Below are 14486 nucleotides of genomic sequence, written 5' to 3'. Positions count from 1 at the left end.
GGTAGACAGTAGAGAAAAAGCGAGGACTTATGAGTGAGCTTTGGCCGGAGTTGCGGTGGGAGGATTGGGCGGCGACGGCGGAGACGCTGCATATGTGGACGCAGATTGTGGGGAAGACGCGGCTGGCGCTGCATCCGATGGAGGCGCAGTGGTGGAATGTGCCCCTATATGTGAGTGCGCGGGGACTGAGCACCGCCGCGATGCCGTATGGCAGCGAGATGCTGGAGATCGAGTTTGACTTTCTGGAGCATCGTCTGTGGTTCAGGCTGAGTACGGGGGCGACGGCGTCGATGGCGCTGCGGGCGCAGAGTGTTGCGGAGTTCTATGCGGAGTATTTGAAGACGCTGGCGGGGATCGGGTGCGCGGTGACGTTGTGGCCGGTGCCGGTGGAGTTGAAGGAGCCTATTCCGTTTGCTGAGGACATGCAACACTGCTCCTATGACCCGGAGATGGCGCGGCGGTTCTGGCGCGTGCTGATGAGTGCGGACCAGGTGTTTCAACGGTTCACCGCGAAGTTTGTAGGCAAGGTGAGCCCGGTGCATTTTTTCTGGGGGAGCTTTGATCTGGCGGTGACGCGGTTTTCGGGCAGGCCTGCTCCGGTGCGCGAGGGGGCGGATGCGATCACGCGGGAGGCGTACTCGCAGGAGGTGATCAGCGCGGGGTTCTGGCCGGGGAATGGTGGGTATGGCAAGGCTGCGTTTTATTGCTATGCGGCTCCGGCTCCGCAGGGTTTGAGCGCGGCGGCGATCGAACCGGCAGAGGCGAAGTATGATGAGGGTCTCGGCGAGTTTATTTATTTGTATGAGGAGATGCGGAAGAGTGCGTCTCCGGAGGTGGCGTTGATGTCGTTTCTCGAGAGCACGTATGTGGCGGGAGCTACATTGGCGGGGTGGGACCGCAGGGCGCTGGAGCGGCAGGAGTAGCCGCTACGCGTGAGCATAGTGCCGGGGGCGTTTTTGATGAAGGGTTAAGGGTTTCGAGTGTAGGGTTTTGAGTTTAATTGCGAGGTGCGTGATGCGTTCGATGGCGTTGGTTTTGGTGTTGGCGATGAGTGGGGTTGCGATGGCGCAGGGCCCGCAGCTGCCGGAGCAGGACCGTGTGTTGGCGCGGCAGATCTTCAAGGAGTTCATTGAGATCAACTCGCAGGACTCGAATGGCAGTGTGACGAAGGTGGCGGAGGCAGCGCGCGCCGAGTTGCTGAAGGCGGGTTTTGCGCCGGAGGACTTGATCCTCGCTGGGCCGAATGATCGCAAGCAGAACCTGGTGGTGCGGTATCACGGTGCGGCTGGATCGAAGCTGAAGCCGATGCTGATTATCGGGCACATTGATGTGGTGGAGGCGCGGCGGGAGGACTGGTCGACCGATCCGTACGAGTTTGTCGAGAAGGACGGATATTTTTACGGGCGCGGCACGCAGGACATGAAGGATTCGGATGCGATTGCGGTGGAGAGCCTGATCCGGCTGAAGCGCGAGGGTTGGGTGCCGAAGCGCGACATTACGCTGGCGCTGACAGCGGATGAAGAGGGCGGCAAGTCGAACGGCGTGAGCTGGCTGCTGAAGAACCGTCCTGAGCTGATGCAGGCAGAGTTTGTGCTGAACCCGGACTCGGGCGGCGTGACCTCACACGACGGCAAGGCTGTGGCGATGGGTGTGGAGGCGACGGAGAAGACCTATGCTGACTTCAAGCTGACGGCGATGAACCCTGGCGGGCATAGCAGCCTGCCGAGGCCGGACAATGCCATCTATGAGCTGATGCATGCGCTGGACAGGCTGGAGGCGCACCCGTTTCCGATTGAGCTGAACCCGGTGTCTCGCGAGGAGCTGAAGGAAGAGGCCAAGGCGCTGCCGGTGGAGAAGGCGAAGCTGATTGCGGGGGTGCTGGCGACGCCGATGGACGAGAAGGCGTTGGCGGAGTTTGTAAAGGCTCCTGATGAGAACGCGCTGCTGCGGACGACATGCGTGGCGACGATGCTGAGCGGCGGGCGTGCTCCAAATGCGCTGCCAGCGGAGGCGACGGCGAATGTGAACTGCAGGATTCTGCCGGGGCACTCGCAGGAGCAGACGCGGCAGGACCTGATCAAGATCTTCGATGACCCGAAGCTGAAGGTGGAGTACATGGCAGACGATGGGACGATCAGCGCGACCGCGCCGAGCCGCGAGAGCCTGGCGCCGCCTCCGCCGCTGCCGGAGGTCTTCAACCCGCTGCGCGCGGTGACGGCGGAGATGTGGCCGGGGATTCCGGTGATCCCGATCATGGAGGTGGGCGCGAGCGACTCGATCTACACGATGATGGCCGGGCTGCCGAGCTATGGCGTGAACGGCGTGGCGATCGACGAAGGCGATGAGCGGATGCACGGGCGGGATGAGCGGGTGCGCGCGGAGTCGTTCTATCGTGGGACGGAGTTTTACTACCTGTACCTGAAGGCGCTGACCAAGCCGTAGGGAAATGCGAGATGCGGAGTGTGCGGAGCGGGTGGGTGGTTGCTAGGATGTCGGAACTATGATCCCTGAACGTTTAGAGAAGCCTATGCCGAAGCCCGTGCGTCTGCATTGGGGCTGGTTGGTCGTGATCGAATTGCTTACCCGCGGGCTGTTTGGGCCGATCTGGCTGATTGTGCAGGCCAACTGGGTGCGACGGGTGAACGGGAAGAGCCGCGCGTTTGTGCTGTCGATTGTTGCTGCGTGTTTTGTCCCTGCGATGATCCTGCTGGGCGGAATCGAAGGTGCTGTCGGAGCCACGCAGGAACAGATCGGGATGATTGTGGGCTTTGCCACAATCGTCTACGTGGTGCTGTACCTGTGGACGATCTTCCAGTTGCGTAGTGAGCTGGAGGCGGAACCGATCGGCATCCCGCTGGGCGGTGGGATGACGTTCTTCTTCAGCGTGATCTACTTCCAGTACCACCTATACGACTACGACGTGGAAGAGAAGCATGTGCCGGAGGGGTCGTTGGGGCTTTCGAGTTCCGACATCAAGCCTTTGGCTTAGGACTTCGAGGTCGGAAGTGGCGCGGTGTTGCCAGTGGGGCTGCGCCGGGTTTGGCGGGAGCGTACTTGCTGGCGCACTTGGCCTGGAGTTGGGTGGCGTGGAAGGTGCCGTCGCGGCCGAAGGTGCCGATGGCGAGGGCCTGGGCGTCGTCCTTGAAGGTGTCGGGCGGCGGCTCGGAGCCGACGTAGTCGACGTGCAGGGTGCGGCCCTGCTCGATCAGGGTGAAATCGGCGTTGGGGCCGTTGCGCTCGATGGTGCCGGGCTTGACGTTGCCGGCGACGCGCAGGTTGCGCGTGTAGGCCTTGCTGCCCAGGGCGTTCAGCTCGGCGATGGTGACGTAGTAGCTCTTGGTGTCACGCTGGCCGGAGATGGCGAGCCAGCTAATGGCGCCGACGATCAGCACTCCGGCGATGATGAACTTGAAGGCGGGCGACTTGGTGACGGCTGAGGTCATGTTGCTGTTATTTTACGCGCTCCGGAGGAAATTGGCGTGTGAGGCCGCTACCGCGGGCGGTGTTCGGTCTGCGATGATAGAGGCTATGCCTCTGCTTTATCTACGCCGGTTGACGGGGAGCAAGCGCACAGATACCGCGAACCGGCATCTGGCGCGCTATCTTGCGTTTGTCGCAGGGGCGGCAAATGCGGGCGGATTTCTGGCCGTGCGCCAGTACACGTCGCATATGTCCGGCGTGGTGGCGGCGATGGCGGACAACCTCGCGCTCGGCAGCGTCACTCTTGTGCTGCATGGGGTGGGAGCGGTGTTCTCGTTTCTGCTGGGAGCGGTGCTGACGACACTCCTGGTGCGCTGGGCGCGGTCGCGAGGGATGGAGAGTGAGTATGCGCTGGCGCTGGTGCTGGAGGCGGCGCTGCTGGTGGTGTTTGGCGTGACGGGTAGCGAGTTCAACGGCGGCCGCGTCTTCGGAACGGTGCTGCTGCTGTGCTTCACGATGGGGCTGCAGAACGCCATCCTGACGAAGATATCGGACTCGGTGATCCGGACGACGCATCTGACCGGCATGGTGACGGATTCCGGTATCGCGATGGGCAGGATCGTGGCCGCACGGTTGGGCGGACAGGATGTGCCGCTGGAGCCGGAGTGGGGCGGTTTGCGGCTGTTGACGTCGCTGATTGCGTTGTTCTTCGTGGGTGGAGTGATCGGGGCGCTGGGATTCAAGCACGTCGGGTTCCTGTTCACCCTGCCACTGGCTGCTGTGCTGCTGGTGCTGGCGGCGATGCCGGTGCTGGACGACCTGCGCCGAACCGATGACTGCCATATGCAGGGCTGACAAAGGTTTTGAGGGCAAGACATTTGAGGGCAAGACAAAGCGGCACGGCTGAGGGCCGTGCCGCTGTTGTGAGCAGGCAGGTTAGAACTCGACGGGCAGGGTGCGGCGCTCGGCGCTGGACTGCAGGGCGAGTTCGATGAGGCGCATGGTGCGGTAGCCGGCGGAGGCCGGGACAGCGAGCGCGGAGTTGCCGTGGATGGCATCGCGAACGCTGAGGTAGAACTGGCGGTAGTCTCCGGGGACGGTGGGGTAGTCAGCGCGCTCGAACTTGACGGGCTCGATGCGCTGGGTAGCGGTGGTGAGCACACCCCACATGGACTCGGGCTCGGTGATCCAGGAGGTTTCGGTGCTGTGGCTGGCGGTGTCGAGAACTGGCGGGCGGGCACCGCCGAGCAGAGCGGCCTCCTGCGGATCGAGGCCGAACTTGGTGTAGCTGGCGTGGGTGCCGTGGACCAGAAAGCGCGGCGAGGGCTCGGCGGCGAGCATGGTGGAGTGGCAGCCGTAGCGCAGGTTGTGACCGTCGATGGTGAAATCGAAGGTAATGTCGAAGGCATCGTCGATGTCGGTCTTGTCGCGGTCGAAGCGGACGCTGGCGGTGATGTGCGTGGGCGCGCCGAAGAGGGCGAGTGCCTGGTCTATAAGATGAGGGCCGAGGTCGTAGAGCAGGCCGCTGGCCAGGCCGGGGGCCTCCTTCCAGCTATTGGGGCGCTGGATAGGGCGGAAACGGTCGTAGTGCGAAAGGACTTGATTCACGCGGCCGAAGACGCCTTCGTGGATGAGCTTTTTGACGGTGAGGAAGTCGGAGTCGAAGCGGCGGTTGTGGAAGGGTGCGAGGACGGTGCCGTGGCGGGCGGCGAGGTCGATGAGCTCGGTACACTCGGCCGAGGTGGGCGCGAGCGGCTTGTCGATGACGACGTGCTTGCCGGCTTTGAGCGCGGCGCGGCCGTACTCGACGTGGGAGTCGTTGGGTGTGCCGACGACGATGAGGTCGATGTCGGGGGAGTTGATGGCCTCGTCGATGGAGCTGAGGATGCGAGTGTTGGGATAGATGGAGCGGACGGCTTCGGCGGTCTTTGCGGCGGACTCCGGGGAGCGCAGTGCGATGGCGGAGAGCTCCAGGCCGGGGACGGCGGAGACGAAGGGGCAGTGGAAGACACGTCCGGCTAGACCATAGCCCAGAACGGCGGTGCGAATCGGGGAGGGACTCATGCAGACCATCCTACGACGATTTGGCGCGATGACGGAGGGCCGGAAGCGGACGAAGGTATCCGCCGTGGGTCATACCGGGGCCGGCATTCCGCGGTGCGGAGACGGCGGAATCCTCCGGAAATGATAGATATCCGGTGAAATGACGTTTTTCCGCAGCAAGTTTTGCATACCTGAGCGGGAAGTAAGCATCTGTAATACACAGATACGAATACGCTTGAACCTCCAAGAAGCGAAAGAGGGGTTTTGCCCAAAGCAATTAGCATGGAACCTATGGAACCAATCAAGAGAGAGGCTCGCAGAGTGGCGACTGCTACGGTCCGCAGCATGGTAACGCTGGCGGCGCTTTTGGCGCTGTCGGGTGGGCTGTTGGCGCAGTTGCCCGGAACCTCGGGACCGCCTAGCAGCGGCACCGATGAACTGCCGGTGGCGGTGCAGGCGCAGCAACAACTGTCACAGCCGGGACCCCCGGTGAGTCCGAACAGTACAGCGAACCCGTCGAACGTGGACCAGAACTTCAAAGGTTCGCTCACCGAGGGCAAGGCGACAGACGGCGTGCTGCCGTTGAGCCTGGATGAGGCGATGCAACGCGGGCTGCGGACGAACCTCGGGCTGGTGCTGACGAGCGCGAACGCGCGCGGACAGGGCGGGCAGCGGCTGGTGGCGTTGCAGGACCTGCTGCCGAAGGTGACCGGCTCAGCCTCGTACACGGTAGAGCAGGTGGATCTGGCGGCCTATGGCCTGAAGTTTCCGGGGATCAACCCGATCATCGGGCCGTTCCAGGTAATCGACTTCCGGGCGTACCTGACCGATGACCTTGTGAACCTGGAGTCGTTCCAGAAATATATGGCGGCGAAGCACAACTTCGAGTCGGCCAAGCTGAGTGCGCAGGACGCGCGTGACCTGGTGGTGCTGACGGTCGGCAACCAGTACCTGGTGTGCGTGGCGGACAAGTCGCGCATTGCGGCGGTCGAGGCGGAGCTGGCAAGCTCGAAGGTGTCGCTGGACCAGGCCACCGACGCGCACGAGGCGGGCACGAGCCCAAGGCTCGACGTGCTGCGCGCGCAGGTGGACTACCAGAGTGAGCAGCAGACGCTGATCTCGGCGCAGAACTCGCTGGAGAAGGACAAGCTGGCGCTGGCGCGGGCGATTGGCCTGCCGCTGGACCAGAAGTTTGAGGTGACGGACACCGAGCCGTTCCAGGCGCTGGATGCTCCGGACCCGAATGCGGCGCTGCAGCAGGCGCTGAAACAGCGCAAGGACCTTGCCGCAGCGGTGGAGAACACCAAGGCCGCCGAGGCGCAGAAGAAAGCCGCCTTCGACGACCAGTTGCCGACAGCCAAGGTGACTGGCAACTTCGGCGACCTGGGTGAGACGCCGAACCACTCGCATGGGACGTACACGGCCGAAGGCGAGATCGACGCGCCGATCTTCCAGGTGGTGAAAACCAGAGGCAACAACGAGGTTGCCAAGGCTCAGCTTGTGCAGGCGCAGGCCAAGCAGAGCGACCAGGTGCAGCAGGTGAACCAGGATGTGCGCGACGCGATCCTCGACATCCAGACGGCGGCGAAGCTGGTGGATGTGGCGAAGAGCAACGTGGAGCTGGCTCGCGAGGCGCTGAACGAGGCGCAGGAACGTTTCAAGGCGGGCGTGGCGGACCAGCTGCCCGTCTCGCAGGCGCTGGCGACCGACCGCCAGGCTGAAGACCAATACATTGCAGCGCTGTACCAGCACAACGTGGCCAAGCTTTCTCTGGCGCGGGCGCTGGGTGTGGCGTCGACGAACTACAAAGATTATCTGGGAGGGAAGTAAGCGTGGCCGATACGAATGAGCAAGTGCCGCAGAACGAGGCCGTGGAGCCGAAGAAGAGCCGCAGACCGATCGTGATCGGAATCATTGTGGTGATCGCGCTAGTCGCGCTGTTCTTCTACTGGCGTTCGACGTTCACCGAAGACACCGACGATGCGCAGATCGATGGCAACCTGTATCAGGTGAGCTCGCGCGTGGCCGGGCAGGTGATCCAGGTCAATGTGGAAGAGCAGCAGCTGGTTCATAAGGGCGATGTGATCGCGCAGATGGACCCCACCGACTACCAGGTTGCGCTGGACCAGGCGGAGGCTGACCTGGCGACGGCGCAGGCGCAGTATGAGCAGGCGAGCGCAGGTGTGCCGATCACGAGCGTGAACGTGCGGACGCAGGTGTCGACCAGCGGTTCGGACGTGTCCAGCTCCGAGGCGCAGGTCTCGCAGGCTGAAGCACAGGTAGCGGCGGCAGATGCGCGTATCGCGCAGGCCAGGGCGAACGCCCAGAAGGCCCAGCTCGATGTGGACCGTTATACGCCGCTGGTGGCCAAGGACGTCATCTCGAAGCAGCAGTTCGACCAGGCGGTGGCTGTGAATGACGCGGACAAGGCCGCCCTGGATGAAGCGCAGCGCAGTGCGAAGGCGTCGCGCGACGCGGTAAACGCGGCGAAGTCGAAGCTGGCGTCGTCGGTGGCGCAGTCGGCGCAGTCGCGAACCAATGCGCCGAAGCAGGTTGCGGTGCAGGAGGCGCAGGCGGCTGCCGCGAAGGCGTCCATCGCCCAGGCGCAGGCCCGCGTTGACCAGGCGAAGCTGAACCTCGGCTACACGAAGATCGTGGCGCCGGAGGACGGCATCGTCAGCAAGAAGAGTGTGGTGGTGGGCGAGAACCTGAGCGTCGGCCAGTCGCTGGTGACGATCGTTCCGCTGACCGACCTGTGGGTGACGGCGAACTTCAAGGAGACGCAGCTGGCGGAGATGAAGCCCGGCCAGACGGTCAAGATTGAGGTGGATGCTCTGGGTGGCCGCAAGTTCACCGGCAAGGTCACGCAGATCGGTGGCGCGACCGGCTCGTCGTTGAGCCTGTTCCCGCCGGAGAACGCGACCGGCAACTATGTGAAGGTGGTGCAGCGTATCCCCGTCCGCATCGACTTCACGGACCTGCAGGACGAAAACAAGGATGAAGCTCTCCGCATCGGCATGAGCGTTGAGCCGACGGTCCGCGTGAAACAGTAGGAACGGCTAAAGGTAACAAAGGGCGGGGCCAGATGGCCTCGCCCTTTTGCTTTGTGACGGAGAAGATAAAATACTGCCGGCCGGGGCGGCAAAAGGCGGCAAATTGGCGAAGGTTTCCGCAACCGAAGTTTAGTGCGAACATCGTATGTGTACACGGTGGGTTTTGGTTTTGGAGAGGACCAGCCATGTTTTCGCTCATGCGGCTGTTTGAACATCACGCCTACACGATCCTGTTCACCTGGGTGCTGGCCGAACAGGGCGGGATGCCGATTCCGAGCCTTCCGGTGATGCTTGCTGCGGGAACGATGAGCGCCGCGCATCGGCTGCACATCGCGTATGTGCTGCCGGTGATCCTGTTGGCGTGCCTGATTGCGGATTCGGTCTGGTACTACATGGGCAAGCGGTTTGGGAGGAAGATTCTGAACCTGCTGTGCCGGTTCTCGCTGGAGTCGACCACCTGCGTGGCGAAGACGCAGGGCACGATGATGAAGCGTGGCGCGTTTACGCTGCTGTTTGCGAAGTTCGTGCCGGGGCTGAGCACGGTGGCCGCTCCGATCGCCGGGCAGGCTGGGATCGCGTACCCGGTGTTTGTGGCGTATGACATGCTGGGCTCGCTGATATGGGCCGCGGCGTGGCTGTTTGCTGGCCGGTTTTTTGGCGATGTCGCCAAGCGCAGTCAAGACTTCTTCGGGCTATTGGAGCACCTTGCCGGGCCGCTGGTGCTGGCCGGGGTGTTGGGACTGCTGATCCATAGACTATGGAAGCGGCGGCAGTTCCGGAGACAGCTGCGGGGGTTGCGGCTGGAGCCGCAGGCGCTGATGGCGCTGATCGAAGAGGCCAACGAAGAGGGCAAGGACCGGCCGTTCATCGTGGACCTGCGTCACCCGCTGGATGTGCTGTCTGACCCGCTGGTGTTGCCCGGCGCGCTGCGTATTGGACCGGACGAGTTGAGGCAGCGCCGCGAGCTGATCCCAAGCGACCGCGATATTGTGCTGTACTGCACGTGCCCGAGCGAAGAGACCAGCATGAAGGTCGCGTTGGATCTGCGGCGATTGGGTGTGCAGCGGGTGCGTCCTCTGCGCGGGGGCTTGCAAGGGTGGAAGGATGCGGGGTATCCGCTGGACGTGGTGGAGAGCGTGGTGCAGGAGCCTGTGCTGACGCCGATCACGCTGCGGTAAGCTGCCGCGTGATCGGCGTGTGCGCGGTTACGGGTTCATGCGGAAGTTGACGGTGATGGTGGTTTCGACCTCGGTGGGCTGGCCGTTGAGCAGGTAGGGGTGATAGCGCGCGGTGCGAACGGCATCGACCGCTGCGGACTGCAGCATCGCCGGGCCGCTGACGGCGTGGGCGCTCTGGATTGTGCCGGACTTCGAGATGATGGCTTCGATGACCACTGTGCCGGAGGTGCGGGTAAGCCGCGCGATCTCCGGATAGATTGGCTTGATGGGAGCAAGTAGAAGGCCTTCAGTAACTCCGGTTGAGATGTGCAGTGGACCCGCGGGTGCGGCGGGGCGGACGACGACGTTCGGCGTCGCCGGGCCGGTAGTTGAGAAGGGAAGCGCTGGGTTCATAGGCCCGGCACCTGCGGCGATGAGAAGCAGCGGGGCGTCAACGCCGGGGCCATCCGAGTGAATGAGATTGCGGGCCGCTGCAATGGCTTGCGAAGGTGCCGCAGGAGCAGATTGTGCAGAGCTAACGACGGCGGTGACGTGCAGGCGCTCGACCGGTGGTGCGGGCGGTGCCTGGGTGGGCGGCGGAGCCAGCGTGGAGAGCTTGATGGGGCCGGTGGGCAGCAGCTCCGGATGCAGCACGGGAATGGCCAAAAGCGCGGCGACGAGGCAGGCCTGGATGCCGATGGAGGCCAGCGCAGGCATACGATTGCGGGTGCGGAGCAGCGGCGTTGATTCTACGAGCGATTCGACGAACATAGTGGCACCTCGATGAGCGAAATGGCGGGCGAAGTCGTGCTTCGACGCGCGCACCCAGGCGAGGAATGCGTATGCCGGGTTAGACACCGGGGCGGGTTGTGATGTTCCTGCGGGTGTGCTCCGGCCACGTTGCCTGCATCGAAGAGAAAGAGACGAGCGATGGCGCTGGACCTCACGTTAAGGAGATGATGGAGAGAATGTCTGCGACCCTGACAGCGACCGCCCCATTGCCCGTGAAGACGACGACCGCGCCTAGGCGGGTGCTGTCGATCGACCTGCTGCGCGGATTGACGATCGCGCTGATGATTTTGGTGAACGACCCCGGCGACTGGGCCCGGGTCTTCCGCCCGCTGGACCACGCGGAGTGGAACGGCTGGACGATCACGGACATGGTCTTCCCGACGTTCTTGTTCCTGGTGGGCGCGGCCATGGTGTACAGCCTCTCGGCTCGTGCGGCGCGGGGCAACTGCCGCAAGTCGCTGGCCGGACACCTGTTCGTACGCACCGGAAAGCTGCTGCTGCTGGCCTTTGTGCTGGACTACTTTCCGCGGATGCACTGGACCACGCTGCGCTTCTTCGGCGTGATTCCGCGCATCGCGATCGTCTCTCTGCTGGCCGGGCTGGTGCTGGTGGCGACGATGCAGATGCGGCGGCAGGCATGGGTCGTCGGGGGCATTGTTGCCGTACTGCTGGTGGGTTACTGGGTGCTGTTGCGCTGGGTGCCAGTGCCAGGGCTCGGCATGCCGGGGCGCGATATTCCGTTTATGGGTGAGTGGCAGAACCTGGCTGCGTGGGTCGACCGCGGTGTCGTGGGCTGGACGCAGCACTGGCTGCATACCGGGGCGCTATATCGAAAGAACAGCGACCCTGAGGGCGTGTTGAGCACGCTGCCCGCCGTGGCTACAACGCTGCTGGGTGCGCTGACTGGCATGTGGCTGAGGGCCACGCGGCATGACCGCTCCGAGATCTCGACCGCGACCGCGAATGTGTGGATGGCGGCTGCAGGTGCTGCGGCTGTGCTGCTGGGCGAGCTGTGGTCGGTGTGGTTCCCGATCAATAAGAACCTGTGGACATCAAGCTACGTGCTGGTAATGGCGGGCTGGGCGGTGGTGCTGCTGGCGCTGCTGTCCTCGCTGGTGGACGAGCGGCGGAAGCCGTGGCCACGTTGGTTGAATGCGGCGACGTGGCCGTGGTTCGTCTTCGGGTCGAATGCGATTGCGGCGTATACGACCTCGGTGGTGCTGGTGAAGTCGGCGCTGTACTTCCATATAGGCAGATCGACGGTGTGGGCGTGGGTGTACTTCCACCTGTTCGCGCCGCACCACTCGGACAAGCTGACGTCGCTGGCGTTTGCCATTGCGTTTGTGGTGGTGTGCTTCCTGCCGAACTGGTGGCTGTGGCATAAAAAGATCTTCTGGAAGATGTAGTCAAAGACAAGCCGTTCTGGAAGATGTACGACGAAAGACGAGGCAAGTGAAGTGGCATACGAAAGCCTGCGTGAGTGGTTGAAGGTGCTGGACAAGGCCGGCGAGTTGAAGCGGGTGACGGCCGAGGTCTCGCCAATATTGGAGATGGCGGAGATCGCCGATCGTGCCTCGAAAAGCGGCAAGGGGACAGCGAAGGCTGGTGGCCCGGCGCTGCTGTTTGAGAACGTTGCGGGTTATCCCGGCGCACGCGTGCTGATGAACCAGTTCGGCAGCACGAAGCGTATGCAGATGGCGCTGGAGGTGGACTCGCTCGACGAGATCGCCGGACGCATTGAGACGCTGATTCATCCTGTGGCGCCGAGCGGCATGTTGGATAAGCTGAAGATGCTGCCGATGCTCGCTGAGGTGGGCGGCTATTTTCCGAAGACCATCAGCGCGAAGAATGCGCCTTGCAAAGAGGTGGTCCTGCGCGGTGAGGACGTCGATGTGCTGAAGTTCCCGGTGCTGAAGACGTGGCCTGAAGATGGCGGCAGGTTTATCACGTTGCCGTGTGTGATCACGCAGAATCCAAGCACCGGCAAGCGCAATGTAGGCATGTACCGGATGCAGGTGTATGACGGCAAGACGGCAGGCATGCACTGGCAGCGGCAGAAGGTCGCAGCAGAGCACGCGCGCGACCGCATGAGGGCTGTGGCGGAAGACGCCGCAGGCCAGGTCGAGATGATGGCCGTCACCGCGGGTGGCACGGCAGCGGCAGGCCAGCACACCATGCCGCAGCATGTGGTGACGAAGATCCGCGGCGAACGGATGGAGGTCGCCGTGGTCATCGGCACCGATCCGGCGACGACGTTCAGCGCGATTGTTCCCGCGCCGCCTGAGGTGGAGGAGTATCTCATCGCGGGTTTCCTGCGGCAGAAGGCCGTGGAGCTGGTGAAGTGCGAGACTGTGGATCTCGAAGTCCCGGCGCACGCGGAGATCGTGCTCGAAGGCTATGTCGAGCTCGGCGAACTGCGCACGGAAGGGCCGTTCGGCGACCACACCGGCTTCTACACCATGCAGGACGAGTACCCGGTGCTGCACCTCACCTGCATCACGCACCGTAAAGATCCCATCTATGCGGCGACCGTCGTCGGCAAGCCGCCGATGGAAGATACATGGATGATCAAGGCGGTGGAGCGGATATTTCTGCCGCTGATGAAACTGACGATTCCGGAGATCGTCGACATCAACCTGCCGGCGGAAGGAGTGGCGCACAACCTGATGCTGGTGAGCATCCGCAAGAGCTATGCGGGACAGGCGCGCAAGGTGATGCATGCGATCTGGGGACTGGGGCAGGCGATGTTCACCAAGTGCATCGTGGTGGTGGATGAGGACTGCGATGTGCAGGATGTGGGCGAGGTGATGCTGCGCGCCGGCAACAACATTGATCCGGAGCGCGACATCCAGTTCACGATGGGCCCGGTGGACACGCTGGACCACGCGAGCCGCCTGCCGAACTACGGCTCCAAGATGGGCATTGATGCGACGCGCAAATGGGCGGCCGAGGGCTTCACGCGCCAGTGGCCCACGATGATGACCATGCCGAAGGACGTGAAGGCGAAGGCCGATGCCATCTGGAAGAAACTGGGAATCGAGTAGCTGACGATATACTTGAAGATGCGTGTCTGCGCAGCCATAAGCGCGCGGATACCTGTGTAAGGACGACAGGAGACAGGTTTGGCGAAGGCAGAGATCGGGATTATCGGCGGTAGCGGGCTGTACAACATGGATGGCCTGACCGAGGTGCATGAAGAAAAAGTGGAGACGCCGTTTGGCGATCCCAGCGAGGTGTTTTTGCTGGGCAAGCTGGAGGGCCGCGATGTGGCATTCCTGGCTCGGCACGGAAAGGGCCATCGCATCCTGCCCAGCGAGTTGAACTTTAAGGCAAACATCTATGCGATGAAGGCGCTCGGCGTGAAGAGCATCCTGAGCGTGAGCGCGGTGGGCAGTCTGAAGGAAGAACACAAGCCAACCGACTTCGTGATCCCTGACCAGTTCATCGACCGCACGTTCGACCGCAGTGCCACGTTCTTTGGCAACGGTGTCGTCGGGCATGTGGCGTTTGGCGACCCGGTATGTCCGATCGTGAGCAAGGCGTTTGCGGATGCGTGCGCGGAGGTGGGCGTCGTGGGCAAGCTGGGCGGCACGTACATCTGCATGGAGGGTCCGCAGTTTTCAACCAAGGCGGAGTCGCGGCTGTATCGCAGCTGGGGCGCGGACGTGATCGGCATGACCAACCTGCAGGAGGCCAAGCTCGCGCGTGAAGCCGAACTGAGCTATGCCACGCTCGCGATGGTGACCGACTACGACTGCTGGTTCGAGGGCCATGATGCCGTAACCATCGAGCAGGTGATCGCGGTGATGCACCAGAACAGCGGCAACGCGCAGAAGGTGGTGAAGGCCGCGGTTCGCCTGATGCCCACAGACCTTAGCGCCAGCCCCGCGCAGACCGCCGCGAAGTTTGCGACGATGACCGACAAGACGATGATCCCCGATGCAACGCGCAAGAAGCTCGAATTGCTCTATGGGAAGTACTGGTAGGGCAGCTGCGCAACCTGAGCGAAGATTGAGGATAA

13 protein-coding genes are annotated in these 14486 nt (G+C 63.1%); 10 read left to right on the top strand and 3 right to left on the bottom strand.

Going from position 1 to position 14486, the window contains the following annotated elements:
• The first annotated feature begins 29 nt into the window (after positions 1-29).
• The 3 genes from GOB94_RS02420 (at position 30) to GOB94_RS02410 (ending at position 2989) form a co-directional block, all read left to right on the top strand.
• Positions 30-923, top strand: a complete 894-nt coding sequence (locus GOB94_RS02420) for a DUF5996 family protein (RefSeq protein WP_182277346.1) — start codon at positions 30-32, stop codon at positions 921-923.
• 100 nt (positions 924-1023) lie between these two features.
• Complete coding sequence (locus tag GOB94_RS02415) at positions 1024-2442, top strand: M20/M25/M40 family metallo-hydrolase (protein WP_220464979.1); 1419 nt, start codon at positions 1024-1026, stop codon at positions 2440-2442.
• Positions 2443-2527: 85 nt separating this feature from the next.
• Entirely contained in the window at positions 2528-2989 is a 462-nt protein-coding gene (locus GOB94_RS02410) for a hypothetical protein (protein WP_182277344.1), read from the top strand.
• Here the strand turns inward: GOB94_RS02410 and GOB94_RS02405 are convergent.
• Entirely contained in the window at positions 2973-3443 is a 471-nt protein-coding gene (locus tag GOB94_RS02405; RefSeq protein ID WP_182277343.1) for a cytochrome c maturation protein CcmE, read from the bottom strand. The genes GOB94_RS02410 and GOB94_RS02405 overlap by 17 nt on opposite strands.
• A gap of 85 nt (positions 3444-3528) precedes the next feature.
• Here GOB94_RS02405 and GOB94_RS02400 point away from each other — a divergent pair, with 85 nt between their 5' ends.
• A complete protein-coding gene (locus GOB94_RS02400) occupies positions 3529-4275 on the top strand; it encodes a YoaK family protein (RefSeq protein ID WP_182277342.1) in 747 nt (248 codons plus the stop codon).
• A gap of 81 nt (positions 4276-4356) precedes the next feature.
• On the opposite strand, the gene GOB94_RS02395 is transcribed toward GOB94_RS02400, so the two are convergent.
• The gene (locus tag GOB94_RS02395) at positions 4357-5484 is read right to left on the bottom strand and encodes a Gfo/Idh/MocA family oxidoreductase (protein ID WP_255484172.1); all 1128 of its coding nucleotides are present in this window, start codon (positions 5482-5484) and stop codon (positions 4357-4359) included.
• A 300-nt stretch (positions 5485-5784) separates the two neighbouring features.
• Here GOB94_RS02395 and GOB94_RS02390 point away from each other — a divergent pair, with 300 nt between their 5' ends.
• The 3 genes from GOB94_RS02390 (at position 5785) to GOB94_RS02380 (ending at position 9694) form a co-directional block, all read left to right on the top strand.
• Positions 5785-7293 (top strand): TolC family protein, encoded by a 1509-nt coding sequence (locus tag GOB94_RS02390; protein WP_255484171.1) that lies wholly within the window; start codon positions 5785-5787, stop codon positions 7291-7293.
• Between the two features lie 2 nt (positions 7294-7295).
• Positions 7296-8516, top strand: a complete 1221-nt coding sequence (locus tag GOB94_RS02385; protein ID WP_182277339.1) for an HlyD family secretion protein — start codon at positions 7296-7298, stop codon at positions 8514-8516.
• Between the two features lie 185 nt (positions 8517-8701).
• On the top strand, positions 8702-9694 hold the full coding sequence (locus tag GOB94_RS02380) for a VTT domain-containing protein (RefSeq protein WP_182277338.1): 993 nt from the start codon (positions 8702-8704) through the stop codon (positions 9692-9694).
• A 27-nt stretch (positions 9695-9721) separates the two neighbouring features.
• Here GOB94_RS02380 and GOB94_RS02375 read toward each other — a convergent pair whose 3' ends face one another.
• Complete coding sequence (locus GOB94_RS02375) at positions 9722-10444, bottom strand: energy transducer TonB (protein WP_182277337.1); 723 nt, start codon at positions 10442-10444, stop codon at positions 9722-9724.
• A gap of 197 nt (positions 10445-10641) precedes the next feature.
• Between GOB94_RS02375 and GOB94_RS02370 the strand changes: the two genes are divergently transcribed.
• The 3 genes from GOB94_RS02370 to mtnP all read left to right on the top strand — a co-directional run bounded on the left by GOB94_RS02370 (position 10642) and on the right by mtnP (position 14451).
• A complete protein-coding gene (locus GOB94_RS02370; RefSeq protein WP_255484170.1) occupies positions 10642-11871 on the top strand; it encodes a hypothetical protein in 1230 nt (409 codons plus the stop codon).
• Positions 11872-11922: 51 nt separating this feature from the next.
• On the top strand, positions 11923-13509 hold the full coding sequence (locus GOB94_RS02365) for a UbiD family decarboxylase (RefSeq protein WP_182277336.1): 1587 nt from the start codon (positions 11923-11925) through the stop codon (positions 13507-13509).
• A 78-nt stretch (positions 13510-13587) separates the two neighbouring features.
• The gene (gene mtnP, locus GOB94_RS02360) at positions 13588-14451 is read left to right on the top strand and encodes an S-methyl-5'-thioadenosine phosphorylase (protein WP_182277335.1); all 864 of its coding nucleotides are present in this window, start codon (positions 13588-13590) and stop codon (positions 14449-14451) included.
• The last annotated feature ends 35 nt before the right edge of the window (positions 14452-14486 follow it).

It is taken from the genome of Granulicella sp. 5B5, from assembly GCF_014083945.1.
Taxonomy (GTDB): domain Bacteria; phylum Acidobacteriota; class Terriglobia; order Terriglobales; family Acidobacteriaceae; genus Granulicella.
This window is presented reverse-complemented; position numbering and strand designations above follow the sequence as displayed.